Origin of the sequence: Gallintestinimicrobium sp. (assembly GCF_046968865.1) — a bacterium.
GTDB lineage: Bacteria > Bacillota > Clostridia > Lachnospirales > Lachnospiraceae > Gallintestinimicrobium > Gallintestinimicrobium propionicum.
The window spans coordinates 63239-81503 of record NZ_JBKVPW010000004.1 but is presented as its reverse complement, the minus strand read 5'-3'; the positions used below and the strand labels follow the sequence as shown (position 1 = coordinate 81503).

Annotated in this window: 17 protein-coding genes; all 17 read right to left on the bottom strand. The window is 46.9% G+C overall.

Annotation, left to right across the window (positions count from 1 at the left end):
• Positions 1-17 precede the first annotated feature (17 nt).
• Complete coding sequence (locus tag ACLTOQ_RS05315) at positions 18-1568, bottom strand: MBOAT family O-acyltransferase (protein ID WP_412318988.1); 1551 nt, start codon at positions 1566-1568, stop codon at positions 18-20.
• A 38-nt stretch (positions 1569-1606) separates the two neighbouring features.
• Positions 1607-2815 carry an acetate/propionate family kinase gene (locus ACLTOQ_RS05310; RefSeq protein WP_021914350.1) on the bottom strand — a complete coding sequence of 403 codons (1209 nt, stop codon included), beginning with the start codon at positions 2813-2815 and terminating at the stop codon, positions 1607-1609.
• A gap of 313 nt (positions 2816-3128) precedes the next feature.
• On the bottom strand, positions 3129-4130 hold the full coding sequence (pta, locus tag ACLTOQ_RS05305) for a phosphate acetyltransferase (protein ID WP_021914349.1): 1002 nt from the start codon (positions 4128-4130) through the stop codon (positions 3129-3131).
• 375 nt (positions 4131-4505) lie between these two features.
• A complete protein-coding gene (gene groL / locus ACLTOQ_RS05300) occupies positions 4506-6131 on the bottom strand; it encodes a chaperonin GroEL (RefSeq protein WP_021914348.1) in 1626 nt (541 codons plus the stop codon).
• Between the two features lie 31 nt (positions 6132-6162).
• Entirely contained in the window at positions 6163-6450 is a 288-nt protein-coding gene (gene groES / locus ACLTOQ_RS05295) for a co-chaperone GroES (RefSeq protein WP_021914347.1), read from the bottom strand.
• Between the two features lie 628 nt (positions 6451-7078).
• Complete coding sequence (locus ACLTOQ_RS05290) at positions 7079-7855, bottom strand: GH25 family lysozyme (RefSeq protein WP_412318987.1); 777 nt, start codon at positions 7853-7855, stop codon at positions 7079-7081.
• 8 nt (positions 7856-7863) lie between these two features.
• On the bottom strand, positions 7864-9618 hold the full coding sequence (locus ACLTOQ_RS05285) for a hypothetical protein (RefSeq protein ID WP_412318986.1): 1755 nt from the start codon (positions 9616-9618) through the stop codon (positions 7864-7866).
• A 2-nt stretch (positions 9619-9620) separates the two neighbouring features.
• Positions 9621-9914 (bottom strand): hypothetical protein, encoded by a 294-nt coding sequence (locus ACLTOQ_RS05280; RefSeq protein WP_337623185.1) that lies wholly within the window; start codon positions 9912-9914, stop codon positions 9621-9623.
• 12 nt (positions 9915-9926) lie between these two features.
• Positions 9927-10187: a DUF6275 family protein gene (locus tag ACLTOQ_RS05275; RefSeq protein WP_412318984.1), complete on the bottom strand. Its 261-nt coding sequence runs from the start codon at positions 10185-10187 to the stop codon at positions 9927-9929.
• A 147-nt stretch (positions 10188-10334) separates the two neighbouring features.
• The gene (locus ACLTOQ_RS05270; RefSeq protein ID WP_337623183.1) at positions 10335-10826 is read right to left on the bottom strand and encodes a phage holin family protein; all 492 of its coding nucleotides are present in this window, start codon (positions 10824-10826) and stop codon (positions 10335-10337) included.
• Between the two features lie 55 nt (positions 10827-10881).
• Positions 10882-11313, bottom strand: a complete 432-nt coding sequence (locus tag ACLTOQ_RS05265) for a hypothetical protein (protein WP_412318983.1) — start codon at positions 11311-11313, stop codon at positions 10882-10884.
• A gap of 1 nt (position 11314) precedes the next feature.
• A complete protein-coding gene (locus ACLTOQ_RS05260; protein WP_412318981.1) occupies positions 11315-11752 on the bottom strand; it encodes a hypothetical protein in 438 nt (145 codons plus the stop codon).
• Between the two features lie 23 nt (positions 11753-11775).
• Positions 11776-12531, bottom strand: a complete 756-nt coding sequence (locus tag ACLTOQ_RS05255) for a hypothetical protein (protein WP_412318980.1) — start codon at positions 12529-12531, stop codon at positions 11776-11778.
• On the bottom strand, positions 12531-12959 hold the full coding sequence (locus ACLTOQ_RS05250) for a hypothetical protein (protein WP_337623178.1): 429 nt from the start codon (positions 12957-12959) through the stop codon (positions 12531-12533). The genes ACLTOQ_RS05255 and ACLTOQ_RS05250 overlap by 1 nt, the downstream gene beginning before the upstream one ends.
• A 32-nt stretch (positions 12960-12991) precedes the next feature.
• Entirely contained in the window at positions 12992-14713 is a 1722-nt protein-coding gene (locus ACLTOQ_RS05245) for a hypothetical protein (protein WP_412318978.1), read from the bottom strand.
• Complete coding sequence (locus ACLTOQ_RS05240; RefSeq protein ID WP_349173023.1) at positions 14710-15108, bottom strand: hypothetical protein; 399 nt, start codon at positions 15106-15108, stop codon at positions 14710-14712. The genes ACLTOQ_RS05245 and ACLTOQ_RS05240 overlap by 4 nt, the downstream gene beginning before the upstream one ends.
• 1 nt (position 15109) lies before the next feature.
• Positions 15110-18262, bottom strand: coding sequence for a hypothetical protein (locus ACLTOQ_RS05235; RefSeq protein WP_412318977.1), 3153 nt, complete (start codon positions 18260-18262; stop codon positions 15110-15112).
• Positions 18263-18265 lie beyond the last annotated feature (3 nt).

Genomic DNA, 18265 nt, shown 5'->3' with positions numbered 1-18265 from the left:
ACACAATCCTATCTTTTTTAAAAGTTCGCATACATGAACGGGTTGTTCGCCGCATTCGCCATCCGATATACGCTGTACCAGAAAACAACAAACAGTGCAGCGACTACTATCACATTTTTCCTGTGTTTTTCACACCACCGGTAAACCTGCGGGATGCAAAGCAAAATGCCGCCGACAAGCTCCGGAATAAACAGTGTCAGTTCTTTCGCGAAATCCCCGGGATTGACCGCGCTGCCCACGCCAAAGAACGGGAACAGCCGTGCGAAATAAACGCCGATTTCCGGCAGGGTCGGAATTGCAAACACCATCCAGGTCAGTGGAATCACGAACAGTACATATGCATGGGATAAAATTTTGCTCTTTTTCAGCCATTTTCCGATCCACAGCTTTTCTATCACGACCAGTAATCCCAAAATCATCCCCCACAGGATAAAATGCAGTCCGCCGCCATGCCAGAAGCCGGTCACCGCCCATACGAGCAATAGATTGAATACCGTGCGCAGCGTTCCCTTCCGGTTGCCTCCCAGCGGGATATAGAGATAGTCCCGAAACCACGAGCCGAGCGTCATGTGCCAGCGACGGTAAAATTCGCTGACAGAGCGGGACGAATACGGCTGGTCAAAGTTTTTGATCGCCGGAAGCCCGATCATCCTGCCGATTCCGACTGCAATCAGGGAATACCCCGCGAAATCAAAATAGAGCTCCATCGAATAGGCTGCCGCGCCCAGCCATGCAAGCGGCGTCGAAATGCTTTCAAAGCCGATCGTCTGGATATCGTTCCACAAAAAGCCCAGCCGATCCGCCAGCAGCACCTTCATGCCCAGTCCGGCAATGATATATTTCAGCCCGTCTTCTGCCCTTGCCGCCTTCCAGACACCGAACTGCTGCGCCTGTTCCATCTCGCCATATCGCATAATCGGTCCCGAAACGATCTGCGGGAAACAACACAAATATGCGCCAAACCGGAGAAATGAACGCTCCGCGTGCCCGCTTCTGTACACATCAATCAAATAGGAAATGCTTTTAAACGTATAAAAACTAATTCCCACCGGAAGCAGCATATTTTCCTCGAACACATTGGAAAGCTTGAAAAAGATCAGAAGCGACGCGTTGCACAAAACGCTGACAGCCAGCCAGAATTTGCGCTTCTTGACAGTTTGGGGGCTGGTCGTGTTTCTATAGGGCTCCTCTTTCCTCTGATCTACGGTTTCCTCGAAAATCTGCAGTTCGCTCCAGTTTATGTTTTTCCTGCGAAGCCCCCTCACACCCGGATGCTCCTTTTTTCTATGAAGCCCCGACATTCTTTTGCCGTCTGCATCCGGCTCCGTCGCCAGACCGTACCCAAACAGCCAGTTGACAACCGACATTCCGAGCAAAATCAGCACATGCGCAGGATCCCCGAGCGCATACAAAATCAAGCTAAACGCAAACAACACAAACATCCGAAACCGCTTCGGAACCGCATAAAAAAGGATCAGGAAAAGCGGCAGATATCGAAACAGAAATTCCAGACTGCTGAATACTAAGGTATGCAAACTTTCTAAATTTCCGATTTCAATTCCTGACATTTTTCCTGATCCCGTCCTTTATTTTCTGGCTGGACGCCTTATTTGCCCTTTACAATCGCAAGGGTATGTCTGGCGATCTCCAGTTCTTCATTTGTCGGAATCACGAGCACTTTGGTCTTTGCAGATGGCGTCGAAACGATTCTCTCCTTGCCCCGGATATTGTTGGCTTCCTTATCCAGCTCTACGCCAAGATGTTCCAGATACGGGCTGCAGATCAGCTCACGGATAACCGGGCTGTTTTCGCCGATTCCCGCTGTAAAGCAGATCGCATCCGCACCATTTAATTCTGCCGCATATGCACCGATATATTTTGCAACCCGAAGGACAAACGCTTTGATCGCCCTTGTCGCAGCCGGATTATTTCCTTCCAGATAAGCATCTTCCAGATCTCTGAAATCAGAGGAAAAACCATCTGAAAGTCCAAGCACACCGGATTCCTTGTTCAAAATTCTCACTACTTCGTGGATGTTCTTACCATCCTTACCTGCCATCATTTCCAGTACACCCGGATCTACATCACCGCTTCTGGTGCCCATAATCAGACCTTCCAGCGGAGTCAGTCCCATGGAGGTATCTATACATCTGCCGTCCTTTATCGCAGATACGGACGCACCGTTTCCAAGGTGGCAGATAATCAGTTTTAACGATTCATACGGCTTGCCCAGGATATCCGCCGCACGTCTGGAAACGTACTGGTGGCTCGTGCCGTGGAAACCGTATCTTCTGATTCCAAACTGCTTGTAATAACGGTAAGGAATCGCATATAAATATGCCTCTTCATCCATCGTCTGATGAAAGGCAGTATCAAATACCGCTACCTGAGGAACACCCGGCAGCTGTAACTCACAATCTTCAATTCCCTGCAGGTTCGCCGGATTATGAAGAGGCGCCAGTACGGTACATTCCATAATCGCTTCTTTTACCTGCGGTGTGATCAGGGTTGCTTCTGAAAAATGCTCGCCGCCGTGTACAACACGGTGTCCGACTGCACCGATCTCGGACAGTTCTTTTACCGCGCCGTCTTCCGGATTCGTCAGTGTCTGCAGCATCAGACGGACAGCATCCTTATGATCTGCCATCGGAGCGTCCCATTTACGCTTTTCATGACCGGTCAGTGTGTAGCTGATCCGGCTGCCAGCGATACCAATTCTCTCACATAATCCTTTCGCTGTCAATTCTTCTGTTTCCGAATCGATTAACTGGAATTTCAGCGAAGAACTTCCGCAATTTATGACAAGAATTTTCATTTTTGTATACCCCCGTTCGTGTTATTTGAATCTCACCTCTCCATAATAACAAAAACCATCCCAATTTACAACTAAAACCGAGACGGTTTGCACAATTTTATTCTCAGCAGGCTGTTAGACTCACGGGCTCGCACCGGCACACTTTACTTCCTGCTGCGCAGGCTGCCCGTTCGTTAATGATGCAAGAAAAACAAATGCCGCCCTATACGGACGGCGTTTATTTTTCTATTGTATCAATTATGTCGTGAGCATAGCTCACTCGGCAACTTCGCCGTTCGTCAATCATGCAAGCATGCTGACTCACTTGCGTGCGCTACATGAGCTGTGCCTGAACAGCAGTTAATGCTACTACTCCGACGATGTCTTCCCAGGAACAGCCTCTGGACAGGTCGTTTACGGGCTTTGCGATACCCTGCAGCATTGGCCCATAGGCTTCCGCCTTTGCCAGTCTCTGTACCAGCTTGTAGCCGATATTGCCGCAGTCCAGGTTCGGGAAGATCAGAACGTTTGCCTTACCTGCAACTTCGCTGCCGGGCGCTTTGGATTTTGCAACAGAGGGCACAATCGCTGCGTCAGTCTGCAGTTCGCCGTCCAAGGTCAGTCCGGGATACTGTTCGTGTGCAATTTCTACCGCTTTTACAACCTTATCTACCAGAGGATGCTTTGCGCTTCCCTTGGTGGAATGGGACAGCATCGCGATAATCGGTTTTGCGCCGACAAGGGTCTTAAAGCTCTTTGCACTGGTGTCTGCAATCGCTGCAAGCTCTTCAGCGGTCGGATCCTGATTCAGGCCACAATCTGCAAACAGGAACGTACCGTGCTCGCCGTATTCACAGTTGGGTACATCCAGAATAAAGAAACCGGATACCAGCTTTACACCGGGTGCGGTCTTTAAAATCTGCAGCGCCGGACGCAGGGTATCTGCGGTTGCATGGCATGCACCCGCCACCATTCCGTCTGCATCATTTGCTTTTACCATGATAACACCAAAGGTCATGTTATCGGTCAGCAGAATCTGACGTGCCTTTTCGGGCGTCATTCCCTTATGCTTTCTCGTTTCATATAATAACTGAACGTATTCGTCCAGCTTCTCACATTTCGTAGGATCGATCACGCGCACACCGGTCAGATCAACTTCCAGCCATCCTGCACCATCCATGATCTTTTCTTCATTGCCAACCATAATAATGTTGGCAATCCCCTCTTCGATAATATGGGATGCTGCGATCAGCGTTCTCTTGTCATTCGTCTCCGGAAGTACGATCGTCTTTCTGTCCGATCTGGCCTTTTCTTTGATGATGTCAATATAAGACATTCTGCTTCTCCTTTCATTTTCTGATTTTCACGTTTTCGTTCTCAATGTCTGATAGATAAATTATAACATTTTCCCCATTCGAGACAAGGCAAATTTCTCAAATCTTTGTATAAAATGAAGGACACAGTTCACTCGTAGAGCTCTATAAGCAGATTTCATGCTTGCATGAAAAGATGCTTATAGAGCTCTACGAAGAGATCGCCATTTCATGAGCAAAAAGGAGCTGCGCAGCAGCGAAAAAGCAGCGAAGCTGCGCTTTTTGCGAATGATGTGACGCGGGCGAACTAGGCAAACCAGCTTCGGACATAAAAAAACTGCCGTCGGCAAAACCTGCCGGCAGCAGTTTTTCATGTTTCTTATAAAAGTTTGTGCAGCTTACATCATACCCATGCCGCCTGCACCGCCGGCGGGCATTGCAGGAGTGTCTTCCTTAATGCTTGCAACAACGGATTCGGTTGTCAGCAATGTGCTTGCAACGCTGGTTGCGTTCTGCAGAGCGCTTCTGGTAACCTTTGCAGGGTCCAGAATACCTGCGTCGATCATATTTACATAAGTCTCATTCAGGGCATCGAAACCGAAGCCGATCGGGGACTCTTTTACCTTGTTGATGATAACGCTGCCTTCCAGGCCTGCGTTTGCTGCGATATAGTACAGAGGAGCTTCCAGAGCCTTCAGTACAATCTTCGCACCGGTCTTCTCATCGCCTTCCAGTGTATTTGCCAGAGCTTCTACATCCTTTGCAGCGTGGATATATGCAGAACCGCCGCCTGCGATGATACCTTCTTCTACTGCTGCACGGGTAGCTGCCAGAGCGTCTTCCATACGCAGTTTTGCTTCTTTCATCTCGGTTTCCGTTGCAGCGCCGACACGGATCACTGCTACGCCGCCAGCCAGCTTGGCAAGTCTCTCCTGCAGCTTTTCTCTGTCGAAATCAGAAGTGGTCTCTTCGATCTGCTTCTTGATCTGTGCAACTCTCGCTGCGATTGCAGCCTTGTCGCCTTCCCCATCAACAATGATGGTGTTCTCTTTCTGAACCTTAACAGATTTTGCACGGCCGAGCATATCCATTGTGGTCTCTTTTAATTCCAGGCCGAGTTCGGAGCTGATCACCTGTCCGCCGGTCAGGATTGCAATATCCTCCAGCATAGCCTTTCTTCTGTCGCCATAGCCAGGCGCTTTAACAGCTACTACATTGAAAGTGCCGCGCAGCTTGTTGACGATCAGGGTGGTCAGAGCCTCGCCCTCTACATCCTCAGCGATGATCAGCAGCTTTGCGCCGGACTGAACGATCTGCTCCAGTAAAGGCAGGATCTCCTGAATGTTAGAAATCTTCTTATCGGTAATTAGGATATACGGATTGTCCAGAACTGCTTCCATCTTATCCATATCAGTAGCCATGTATGCAGAGATATAACCTCTGTCAAACTGCATACCTTCTACCAGATCCAGCTCTGTCTTCATGGTCTTGCTTTCCTCGATGGTAATAACGCCATCGTTGGAAACCTTTTCCATCGCATCTGCAACCATCTGACCAACTTCATCGCTTGCTGCAGAAATCGCTGCAACTCTTGCAATGTGGTTCTTACCGTTGACCTTCTGGCTCATCTTCTGAATGGAATCTACGGCACACTCGGTTGCCTTCTGCATACCTTTTCTTAAAATGATCGGATTTGCACCTGCTGCCAGGTTGCTCATGCCAGCGCCGATCATTGCCTGTGCCAGAACAGTTGCGGTTGTGGTGCCGTCACCTGCAACGTCATTGGTCTTTGTTGCAACTTCTTTTACCAGCTGTGCACCCATGTTCTCGAATGCATCCTCCAGCTCGATCTCTTTTGCGATGGTCACACCATCGTTGGTGATCAGCGGAGCTCCGTAGGATTTATCCAGTGCTACGTTACGTCCCTTGGGTCCAAGGGTTACTCTGACGGTATTTGCCAGCTTATCAACGCCGGCTTCCAGTGCTGCACGCGCTTCTGCGCCGTATTTAATTTCCTTTGCCATAATAAATCAGCCTCCTAATTCAAGTTTAAACTTACGCTTCGATTACTGCCAGAATGTCTGACTGCTTTACAACGATATATTCTTCGTCATCCAGTTTCACATCAGTACCTGCGTACTTGGAGTAAATGACCTGATCGCCAACCTTAACTTCCATTTTCACTTCTTTGCCGTCCACCACTCCGCCGGGGCCAACTGCAATGACTTCTGCCTGCTGGGGCTTCTCTTTATTCTGTCCGGGAAGAACAATTCCGGATTTGGTTGTCTCTTCTGCAACCAGCTGCTTTAATACAACTCTGTCACCTAACGGTACTAACTTCATGATAACTGCCTCCTTATATGAAAATTCATACTTTCGTATTTACTGTTAGCACTCATTTGTCCTGAGTGCTAAACACTATATGTATATTATGTTTCTTCGGTCGATTATGCAACACAGCTGAGCGCCGTTCATGTTCTATTTTCTTTTATTTTCTTTTATTTTCTTTTATTTTCTCGTTATTTCTTTTATTTTCATATCAGGTTTATGAAAGTAGAATTTCATACTTTTTTTAGAATTTCACTCTGCCGCAGCAGGATCCCCACAGAGTATTTTACATCGTATGGGCAATTTCATTTCTTATACACAAAAAATCTATACACAAAAAGGCACATGCAAAAGCTGTTACCCTTTTCCATGTGCCCTGTATTTTCCATTCCTGACAACAGAAAGATCGTAGAACATGCATTCTATTGTTTCAGATTTCGAAAGCTGCTTCCCCTATAAAGAAGCTGCAGCCTGCCGATAAACCAGTCTGTCCAATATTGCCAGAATTTATACTCTGGACAGATAGAAAATTCCTTTTATATAGGAAGAAACAGGCTTTTTGTTCTGCTTTTGTTGCTATTTTTTATATCCTGTATCAAATTTTCTGACATGGCATTGGATTAAATTTATTATCCGCTGCATATTACTCCAGTATTATTACCTTGTGCACTGCGCCGACAATGCCGCGTGCGGCGAATTGCTGCCGTGCGATCTCCGCCAGCTCTTTTGTCCAGACATCCGCCACCGATACTGTATAGATTACTCCAGACTCCGCCACATGCTGTGTCCATGCTGCCGGATCTTCGTAGCTAATATTTAGATCAACATCGCCTTTGATGCCTGCAATCTCTCCACAGCTCGTATACTGCCATGCTGTAATATCCTGATTAACTGATGGTTTGTAGCTCTGGTCCGGGCCGTCATCAAATGTCATTGTACGATAGCCGCGGTAATAGCGTGCCACCCACAACCGTATCCCAGCAAACGCATTAAAGTCAAACCAGCGCTCCTTATATACATACAGCCCAACATACAGTCCAAAACCGTACCCTGCTGCCGTGATAACCTCCTGCGCCGCGCGGATGCAGCATGTTAGCTTTACAGCGCCAAGCGGCCGCAGCACATCTTTGTCCTCCACATCCCACCAGACCATTGTACCGGTCAGCCCACGGGATTGTAATAATGCTACGACCTGCTGTGCTTCCTGCCGCGCTGCGTCCTGTGTAGCTGCGTAGGTATACTTATATACAGACACAGGTATATTGTGCTTCCGGCAGCTCTCCAGATTTGTAGCAAACTGATGGTCTGCCTTGCCTGATCGTCGCACGCTGCGCAGGATTGCAAAGGATACCTTTGCCGTTGCCACCTGCTCCCAGTCAATCACGCCCTGGTTATCTGATACGTCAATTCCTTTCCACATACTTCTCCTCACTTTCTTCTGTACCCCACGCTCATCCCTGCGCCAGCATCGTTTATCACGGTCGTTGTTGGGCTGTAGGTTTTCAGCGCCTTATAAGCGGCGATTGTTTCTGGCGGGAGCGGTGTGCGGATGGATTCTGCAAGGCAATACAGCATTTTGGCATTTATTTCTCCGAGCATTTTTTTAAAAGATTTAATGGCAACATTGTTGTCTGAAGTATCCTCTAAATATTCGTTTCTAACAGACCAAACAAGATAATCATCATTAGTTTCCTCAATAATCAATTCTGTGCCTTCTTCTCTTCCACCCCACGCGTTTTCTGAGAATACCGCATGAGTATTCAATATTCTCTTTTGCGCGGTCGAAAACGTATTTTTAAAATACCAATAAAAGCCTGTGATTCCTTCTACTTGGTTGTTTACGCCCCACGAAAGCCACTCTTCCGTACCAGTAAACCTGTATTCTTCAATCCGCTGCACCCTCTCGCCCTTCGCAGGGTCAATCTCGTCCGCTACCCACTGCTGCCCTTTCTCGTCCGTATAATTGCCGCCGGAGGATACGGGGATTCCGGGCAGACCGTTGGGTGTTTTGAGAATGGCGGTTTGGAGAGGCTTGTAGAATTCGTAGGCTGTGGTTACATCTCCAGATGAAAGCTGAATGTCCCAAAATTTGTAATCCCCAGCCACATCCGCATCTCGAAACAAAAGCACGGTATACACTACATTTTTGGGTATGGTAAACTTAGTCTTGCTTTTCATAAAATCTCGGCTTCCATAAAATGTTCCATCAGCGTAATAATACAATAAGCATAATCTTCCGTTATTAGTTGATTCATAAGAGCATATGTACGTCTGTTCTGGTATTAATTTTGCTCCAATTCCCACTGCAAAACCAGCAGATCTGGTATTATACGTAATGTTACCATTTCCAATCGCGCAGTTGCTGACATTACCCGGATAAAATCGATTAACATTATCAAGACCAACAGCTACCATCCCCGCAGATATTATGCGTTTTGACGTACCTGCATAATCATTACTTTCGTAATTTTTGAGGCTGTCATCTATCCTTAGCAGATTCTTCCCCAGCACCTCAACTCTAATCTCCCCATCCTGCCCCGCGTTCTCTATCTCCTGCGGATACTCCGGTGACGGGGAGGGCTTGCCGCCGGTGTAAGGTTCGTAATCTTTAGACACATTCCCTTTATTAACAATAAGTTTCGAAAACACACCCACCGTTCCTGCTTTGACTGAAACACCTTTATTAATACACAAAATAATGCGATACGTTCCGTTGGCAGGGATTGTAACAACTTCTTTCAACCCATTAGATATGATTACATTGGCAATGGTTGCATTGCTTGAATCTCTTATTATAACAACATTGTCTTTTGGAAAAGCCTCTGCTGCTATACAAATTTGGTCTCCTTCTTTAAAAAATCCAATTGGTACGCTTGATGTCTGCCGATATGGACCATCCTCCAAGGCTGTAATAATGATATCACTACCATTACATTCCACTGATACAGAAGATGTATTTTTTAACAACGATGCATCAAACAGCTGCGCCCCAGTCGTGCTCCCCTGCGATGAGATGCCGTAGAGGGTGAGGGAGGTGAAGCGGCTGCCTTTTACACCCTCCAGCAGGGCAGGGTTGCCTGTAACAACCGTCTGCTCTCCTGCCCCTCCCATGTGATACAGCACGCCCGGCGACGCACCTATATATCCCATGCCTGTAATAAATTCCGGTTCGATTTTTCTCATAGCTACCACTCCAACGCCTGTACTTCAACACAGTTTTCTTCCGCTGCGTCCGCCATAACATACACCGTATCAATTAAATCTCCATACTGCCCTGCACAGAAAGAGACAAGCAGCTGCGCGCCCTCTGACGGGATACGGATCATGCCATCTGTTTTCGTGCTATCCGGTGTTACGCCTACCCAGATGTCCCCTGCTGAAAAATTTTTTATCATCGCCCGGCGGCACTGCGTCCCCAACTGGACAGGGACAATCTTGCCTGCCTGCGTGGAAGCTGTCTTTACGTTTAATTTTTTCATGATGCACCTCCATCATTTCACAACGAAATTCTCCCATTTCTTATATGCGTCCACATAGGTTTCCTGTTTGTCACCGTTGTGGGTAATCTCATAATACATACCGTCTGAAACAGTCGTACTAAGTAGCACCTTGTGATTCTGCAGGGACTTGCAATACCAAACCACAAATACGTCATCCTCTGCAATTTGCTTCTTATCGGTTTTGTCCGCGCGACTGTTAAAATAGTCCACGACAATCTTCTTGCATTTCTCCAAAAAATCTTTGCTTCCCATACTTTCAATCCTCCGTATAATCTTCGATCACAGCAGTCCCATACTCAATGGCACAGATCTTTTCATCTTCTGCTCCTTATTATTTTTATGGGGCGACCGAAGCCGCCCCCAAAATCACGCTTAACCCTGCGCCGGGAGATAATCGGATCACCTTACCCTTTCTTCCGTTCCGTCGCCCTGAGAATCAATTTTATTTTTCAAAACAGAAACATATCTCATCAGCCACTCTGGCACAGGCGAACCCATACGCCCTGCATTTTCAATAATTGATAATATTTCATTGAGGATGTACCATATAGCCACCAGAAGCCCGAAAAACGCTTTCGCAGACACCTCGAATCCTGTTTCTGCGGATACTCTTAAAATCAAATAATCAACCACCATCGCCACAGCAATCACACACAGGTAACCCACCTTTTTTATGATGCCTTCCGCGCCACGTCGGGAACTCCATCCATACGTCGGATCATCGGGATGCTCCAACGATTCCCGCTTGCTTGCCAGCATCCCTGTGATGTAATCGATAATCATCATACCCATGAGCACGCACATCACTGGGAGCAAGATTCCCAACTTTGCCGACAGCCATGCAATAAATGCTGCAACTGCTCCCTGGATTGCAAAATATATCTGTTTCATATGTTCCTCACTTTCTCCCATTTTGGGCAAAAAATAAGAGCCTTTCGGCTCCTGTTTACTCTGTCACTTCTTTCCACTGTCCTTCGGTCCCCATCACTCCCGGTTCCCATACGTTGTTGTCTACCAGAGACTCCCAGATTTTGCTCTTATGCCTCACTCTATCGCCCTTTTTATACCCGTTGGTGCTTAACGGTTGCTCCCAGTCCGGCGTTACGTTAGGGTCTGGGATGAGAACCTTTGCAAACAGGGACGGCGCCGCCTCCGGCGTCCATTGCGTCTGCTTATCGTGGTCAGACAGGACATTATATAGCATGCCTTTATAATTGACGCGCTGTCCTTTGGTCAGATGCGTCCCGCTTTCCAGCGCTTCCCAGTCAGCATACAAAGACGGCACGCGCATCGCCTGCGCATCTGTATTATCAACCGCGCTGATCTTAGCCTGCCACAGCATTGCTTTCAGATTCTCTTTTGCCTTTTCTGTAAACATATTATTTGCCCTCCAAAATTCCGTTGATTGCATCGATGCCAGATGCGATACTGGATACATCGTTTTCCAGCTTTGCGACCTTATCAGTCAGCCCTTCCGGAAGTTCGGCTGTTTCAACTTTCTCCATGTGTACTGTACAGACATCCACATGTGTTTCTGCAAATCCGCTTTCTGTTGTCTTGTCCTCCTGTGTGTAATCAATAGACGATACAATGTTTGGAGTATATTCGAGCCTCGCAATTTTTTTGAACCCAGCATATCCACACATCAGATCAATGCCAACATAATATCGCATTACTGCTGTATTATCCGGGTTTGAAAATGTTTCGATAATGCTTGCCACATCCTTGCTAAGAACAGATATATGTAAGCTATTCCCGCTCTGGGAAATTCCGTCGATTTCCAACTCTTTCCCCGATTTGAATACAATTTTTTTCATAACAATACCTCTTTTCCCTAAAATTAATAATTTAATGTAATTAGTCCGCCTGTTTTATCGCCCCATTGCCTGGGTCTACTCTTACTACCAACTTTAGCCCCAACAGCCAAATGCCCTTGTGCATAATCATCCTCTACGGTTACCAGGAGATTATCCCCATCCCATCTAACGCATCCGGTAGTCCACTCTTTATATTCCCCGGCGGGAGGGTCCATCCAATACCCGCCAACCCCCGCAATGGTTCCGGACCTACCCAATTTTTTTAATACTGGATCAGCACCTCTGTTGTAATAGAAACTGTATAAACTACCCGGAGCATTGTTGGAATTCCCCTGTTGGATATGCCCCCATGCGGTTACTCCGCCATCAGAGTGCATAGTTCCGGAATAAAACTGGGTGCTATTAACAAGTACAGAAAAATTGCAATTTCCGTATTTTCCCATTAAATCAACATCCACCAGTAAGTGTTTCAATACCGATTTTTCATTTGTCTCGCTTAACGTTGCAGAGCCATAATATTTACTCATTTTATTTTGCAAATCTTTACTTAGCGCATCAACCGCTGTCTTTGCGTTTGTAAATCCATTTGCTACCCTTTGTTCAAGGTCGTTCATATTTTTAGTATTAAACGCATCGCCCTCCTGCGAAACCTGCCCCTCGCTACGGGATACGTCATATGTTACAGTTTCTCCGTTTGCAACATTTCTCAGCAACCGCCGTCCTGCAAATTCCACAAGGCGGGCTTTCCACTCTTTTGGCGTAAACCATGTCTCTGCCATTATAAAATTCCTATTCCTTCCCCGGCGTAGATTTCATCGCCGCAATAATAATAACTGTCCATGACGCGGTCATATACATATTTGACATCGTGTAAAATCCGCTCTATGGCATTCCATTTTTGATAAGTAACCAGCGGCGTATCTGGCGTAACTGGGGTATCTTTCAAGGTACTCCATGCGTCCCGGATGCGTTGTACATTATCACGGATTCTTTTAAAATCACTTACTCGTGGGATTTGATTCTTTTCCCACGTTTTCGTTGTTACAGTTATCGCTAAAATTCCAGCGATTTCCCGGATATTCCCTTCAATCCTGTTCAGGTCTGAGGCATTCAGCGCGCCTTTCATTCCTGCAGCCCATTCTTTTTTCTCCGTTTCCGTGATTGTCCCCGCAGCATATTTTTGCGTAAGCAGTTTTGCCCGCTCCACATCCTCCTGTGTACGGTCATATATCCATTCCATCAGAAAATCCCTACCTCCTCGTCCGCATACAGCTCTCCGGAGTAATACTCTTCCGTCGTCAACTTGTAGTACCCACGATATTTTGCTGTCCCGATAAATCCCCCCACAAGGTCAATGCTGATGGATTCGATACACGCAACAAAATTGCCGTGAGCCTGCAACGTATTTTCAACTTCCGCCCAGTCCCCCGCTTTTTCTTCCGCCGCCAAATGCCGCGTTTGAATGATCTGTTGGAGCTGGTAATAATCAAGAATGTTATCGGCTACTCTCTGCGCACTTTCATAATTCAGCAGCGTCCCGGTAAATGTTTTAGTGCTCCGCACCTCTCCGGATTTGATATACTCAATGCTGGAGAGAACTGCCAATTCCTCGCCAACATACTTTCGACCCACGATCGTGACCTCTGTGCGGGTATCCTCTGCAATTTCCAACACAACATAATAGGGCATCTGCTTGACGATCCTGCCTGCCGACGCGGACATATTAGTCGCCGGATTGGTAAGCTGAATCGTATGCACGCCTGGTCCATACGTTCCTTTCGTGATCTCGCTTTCCGTTTCATCCAGCACCCATGTCTTGTATTTCACATTCACATCTGACACATACGGATCTGTTTTTAAGGACGTTGAAAACTTCCGGCTGCGCGGGATCGTTACCGATGTTCTTCGGTTCGCCTTCCGGATCTCAATGCCAGATTTTCGGGATGTGTTTGAAATCGCCGCACAGGCGAACAGAACTTCCCTCAGAGCCTTCTGACAGGATTGGATTTTCAGTGTTCCATATAGTGGCATATTTGCCACCTCATTGTCCACCGTATAGTCCACAATCCCAGCCGCCCTCATGATCTCATCAATCACGCTTCCCGCCGGTTCTCCTGCATAAATTCGCCCGTCCTTAAAATCGACGTTTGCCAACATACCTTTGTAGTCGATTGCGGATATTTTGCTGACATTCTTAGTTGTGCTGTTGGAATCCATAAAAAATACGCCCAACGGCATTTCCACGCCACCAACGATCTCATAGGGCAGCATTTTTTGTTTTTTCTGCAGGGTTTTATGCAATCCATTCGGATTGCCGATGTTAAAGGTATCATCAGGATCAACAAAATCAAAGGTAAGCTTATCCGTCTTGATCTGGTTACTGATCGGATCTGTGTCATTCACAAGTTTCGCGTTTTTTATAACCTCCGGTCCCCAGATATACGTTGTGCCGTACTCAATGTAGTTCAATTTTACATTGCGCCACGGCAGGGCGCGAATAAAGCGGATCTCAATCCGTCCATACTCTTCCACTTGATTTTGAGCAAAATAATCCAGCTTGTCCGGGAAAAAGCGCTGCCGTGATTTATATGTGCCGCTCAGGTCATACCATGTCACTTCCATCTCAAGCGGATACGTTTCAGAAAAACAGAATGTCAATCCGACCGAAGTATGGTTTTCTGTAAAATCTATCTGGATCACAGGCTGTTTTGCAAAGATCCCATCTGCCCCGGATTGTACGCTGGAAAAAAACGGGATGTCTGTTGGATGATCCGGCATCTCGTGCAGGCTGCCATCCAGCGCAAAAAAATTGTGCTCCAGAGTGGCATAATCAGGCGGACAGTTCCTTGATTTGAGTAGCCCGATATTTCCAAAAACCGCATTTGTTTCGGAGCTTTCTTTCGCGTCCTGCAATGCAGTTGTGTCATAAAGTCCATATTCCACAAAAAAATCTGTTGTCATCCCGGCCTCCTTGCCGGCGCCTGTGCTGTCATCTTACAGGTAAAACCTTTAAACTGCGAATCTCCCACCAAAATTTTGGAGTATTCATCGGATACAGATGAAATATACCCGGTAAAACGGTATACACCATTTCCTGACGGCAGCTCAAAATCGTGAAATTCAGCTGGCTCCGTCATCTTATCCCAGAATGCGTCATAGTCTGTGGTTTCCCCGAAAGCCGTGCTTGCCCCGACGGTAAGCGTGAAGTTGTAATACACTCCGATCAGCTCCCGGTGGAGCACGCCATCTTCTGTTCTCTCTGCGTACTTATCGAGAAAATCTGCGCTTCTTTTCAGGGACACCATTGGCAGATCAAAATATGTCCCGTCCACTATGATGCCCTGTGTAAATTTCATATCAGACCACCCCCAATACTTCTACGTTGTATCCCTGCCGGGACGCTTCCTTCAAAATATCCTGCAGCGTCAACCTTGCGAACTCCTGACCATCCACGTTTAAAGATATCGTAGGGTTCAGTCCGCCATAACCGCCTCGGTTCATCACATTTTCCAATGCCTGTTCGATTGTGGACAGTGGCGCTTCGATATTGGTTCGCCCTACAGGTTGGTCGCCCAGAATAGCCAAGAAAGGATTCCCGCCATGAATCACAGCGCCAGACGCAAGTGCAGGAATACTATTTAAAGTAGCAGACGCGTCATCCATAGACATTGCCATTGTAGAGGCACTTCCACCACCTTTGCTGCCTCCGCCGAGCATCCCACTGATTGCGTTTCCGATTCCACTAAATCCGCCGATGGAATCCCAAAGCTCGCTTAACTTTTCCTTTATTGAGTTAAATATACCTGCAACGAAGTCTCTTAACGCATTTAATTTGTCTTCAATTGTCTTCTTCGCTTTATCAAATATATCAACTGCAGTATCCCAGGCGCCTTTCCAATCCCCATCAATCAGCTTCCTGATAAGCTTAAACACATTTTCAAGCGCTTTTCTTAAAAATTCGCTTAGTTCGTTAATGCTTTGCCAGAAAAACGCAAAGATTTCTTTCGCATTTTCCCAGCCCTCTGCCCAGGGACGGAGAACGAACGTGTCCAGAAACGCCATAAAGTTAGTAAAGCCGTCAATGATAAGTTGCACGCCTTGGAGCAAGATATCTACAAGCAAGTTAAACACCTCAACAAGGAGGATTCCAACATAATTGATGATCCAGTCCAATATGGGCTGAATAATCGTTTCCCATGCGGATTGTAAAAGGGATGTAATATGCCCAATCACGCTTGACAAAACAGCCACCAGCGGTACAAAATGGTCATTCATCAGCGAGGACATTTTTTCGGCGATCCTGTCAATCGTAGGCTGTATATATTGATTCCATGCGTTCATTAGATTTGTAATAATACTGCTTATACCGTTTGCAAAACTGTCTACAAACGGCTTCACGTACTCATCATACATTCTATTTATGTATGCAAAGCAGTCATCAAGCGCCTGTTTAAGTCCTTCCAGGTATGTTGCGATGCTTCCAAAAAGATTTTCAAATGCCTGCTCAAAAAGCGCTGCGTTATCTGTAAACGGCTGGATGAGCACTTCTAAAAAGTCTCTCACAACTTTCGCCAGCAATTCTAACATACCGCCAAGTGCGCTAAAAAAACTTCCAAACAGCGCCGTTGCCATCCTGATCCCAGCCTCACTGGCAAGAGCCTCACACACCTCTGCGATTCCGATAAAAAGATCCTCCAGTAGCTGATTGATTTCTGCGCTAATATCAAACATTTCAATTAGCCACTGCTTAATCTTCTCTTTATCTTCCTCTAAATATTGCCCGAATCCGCCGATGAGAAACGCTGCCAAGCTTAAACCTACACTTACGAGCATGCCTGCAAAGCTGCCAAGCATCTCCACGAGAGACATCACCCATCTGTCAGCCGCCCCCAGCACATCCGGATCTGTCCAGATGTCAATCATGGCTGTTTTGATCTGTTCCAATCCCTTCCGGATTGTTTCGAGCCTGTCCGTAGGATCCCCAAGTGCTTTAAAAAAGCCATCTGCGAACACGTCACGCACCTTTTCGAGATATTCCAAAATGGGAGAAAGCTTTTCTTTAATGCCGTCTAACCAGTCAACTACTTTGGAATCCACCGGCACTTCCTCGAACATATCTTTCGGCTGCGTGCCGGATGCTCCGCCTCCGGATGAATCCTGCTTCTGGAGCACATCCAGATCATCAAACTTTGCCAACGCCCCCGCTGCCTTTTTTGCAGCTGAGCCAGTTTTATTTAAAGAACTGTTATACGAATCCTGAATCTGTTTTGCCCGCACAAACGTATTCTTGCCACCAAGAATTGCAAAGAACTGACCGATATAGCTGATCGCTTTTGCAATCGCATTGATCAGTTGCGTCAGCCACGGAATCACCATCGAAACGATCGGCGCAAACGCTGCCGCAAATGAATTTCCTAGCGTCGACATCGCATTTTTCAAGGACTGCACCGTGTTGGCATACTCATTTGAATATCCCATCAGGTTTGTAAAGCCTGTTTTCATTCCTGCTATCATGGCATTGAACGCTTTGGATATCCAGTTGAAGATCAACAGGGACAGCATAATTCCTTTCAATCTGCTCGCCATCGTGGAAAACAGAGAACCCGTTTTCTTCGTACCCTGATTCATCTTCCGGTATGTTTTCTTACTTTCTTCCCCGACCTGCTGGATTCCTCTTTTCAAATCCAACTGCTTCTGTCCGGTGTTTATCAGCTGCGCTTTATAGTCCTTTATTGCCTGTTCTGCACGCTGCCACTGCACATATGCTTCATCATAATCCGCGTCCCCGAACCCCTTTCCCTTCCGGTCAAGCTCTTCGAGAATGCCTTTATAGTGCGCTGCCTTCTCAGATAGGTTATCCCAGTCTTTTTCTGTTTTCTGAAAGCTGGTCATATCCACTTCGCCCAAACCAGCGCCTGACGGCTGCAGGACGGAACTCACTTTTTCCTTCAACATTCCGAACATCTCCGGAATATCCTGAAAGCTCTTTTTGATAAAGGCAATCATATTCTGGGTAGGCGTGAGCTGCTGCTCTATTCCATCCGCCGCGTTATCTCCGAGCCCTTTCGATGCATCATTGACTTTCTGTGTTTCTTCCGCCATGCTGCGCATCGCCTGTTCGGTTTTCTGAGCTGTTGCAGACAGTCTCTCCTGCGCTGCTTCCATCTCATCGGTATTTCTGGAAGCATCTTCAATCAGATTCCCGCCCCAGTCAAACACCTGCCCATTGTTCATGTGAATTTTGGTGTTCCGATGCCGCTCGGTATCCTGCATAGCCTGATTCAAGCGCTGCGTTTCTTCTGTTGCCTTTCGTGTTTCCCTGGCTAAGTCTTGCACCCCGCCGGCTGCTCTCTTCGCAGATTTTTCGGTGCTGTCATCCAGCTTTATATCCTGCACCGCTTTCTCTGCATCGCCTGCTTTTTTCTCAACTTCGCCCAGGTCCGCTTCCAGATCAACGACTCCGCTTTTGTCGACAACTGCTTTTAACCGGATCTCTCCATCATAGGTCATTCC

Excerpts from the sequence above, each read along its gene's own strand:
- pta (WP_021914349.1), bottom strand. The coding sequence starts at position 4,130 with ATGTCTTATATTGACATCATCAAAGAAAAGGCCAGATCGGACAGAAAG.
- ACLTOQ_RS05265 (WP_412318983.1), bottom strand. The coding sequence starts at position 11,313 with ATGTTTACAGAAAAGGCAAAAGAGAATCTGAAAGCAATGCTGTGGCAG.
- ACLTOQ_RS05285 (WP_412318986.1), bottom strand. The coding sequence starts at position 9,618 with ATGAGAAAAATCGAACCGGAATTTATTACAGGCATGGGATATATAGGT.
- ACLTOQ_RS05280 (WP_337623185.1), bottom strand. The coding sequence starts at position 9,914 with ATGAAAAAATTAAACGTAAAGACAGCTTCCACGCAGGCAGGCAAGATT.
- ACLTOQ_RS05270 (WP_337623183.1), bottom strand. The coding sequence starts at position 10,826 with ATGAAACAGATATATTTTGCAATCCAGGGAGCAGTTGCAGCATTTATT.
- ACLTOQ_RS05275 (WP_412318984.1), bottom strand. The coding sequence starts at position 10,187 with ATGGGAAGCAAAGATTTTTTGGAGAAATGCAAGAAGATTGTCGTGGAC.
- ACLTOQ_RS05255 (WP_412318980.1), bottom strand. The coding sequence starts at position 12,531 with ATGGCAGAGACATGGTTTACGCCAAAAGAGTGGAAAGCCCGCCTTGTG.
- ACLTOQ_RS05310 (WP_021914350.1), bottom strand. The coding sequence starts at position 2,815 with ATGAAAATTCTTGTCATAAATTGCGGAAGTTCTTCGCTGAAATTCCAG.
- groL (WP_021914348.1), bottom strand. The coding sequence starts at position 6,131 with ATGGCAAAGGAAATTAAATACGGCGCAGAAGCGCGTGCAGCACTGGAA.
- ACLTOQ_RS05240 (WP_349173023.1), bottom strand. The coding sequence starts at position 15,108 with ATGAAATTTACACAGGGCATCATAGTGGACGGGACATATTTTGATCTG.
- ACLTOQ_RS05315 (WP_412318988.1), bottom strand. The coding sequence starts at position 1,568 with ATGTCAGGAATTGAAATCGGAAATTTAGAAAGTTTGCATACCTTAGTA.
- ACLTOQ_RS05245 (WP_412318978.1), bottom strand. The coding sequence starts at position 14,713 with ATGACAACAGATTTTTTTGTGGAATATGGACTTTATGACACAACTGCA.
- ACLTOQ_RS05290 (WP_412318987.1), bottom strand. The coding sequence starts at position 7,855 with ATGTGGAAAGGAATTGACGTATCAGATAACCAGGGCGTGATTGACTGG.
- ACLTOQ_RS05260 (WP_412318981.1), bottom strand. The coding sequence starts at position 11,752 with ATGAAAAAAATTGTATTCAAATCGGGGAAAGAGTTGGAAATCGACGGA.
- ACLTOQ_RS05235 (WP_412318977.1), bottom strand. The coding sequence starts at position 18,262 with ATGACCTATGATGGAGAGATCCGGTTAAAAGCAGTTGTCGACAAAAGC.
- groES (WP_021914347.1), bottom strand. The coding sequence starts at position 6,450 with ATGAAGTTAGTACCGTTAGGTGACAGAGTTGTATTAAAGCAGCTGGTT.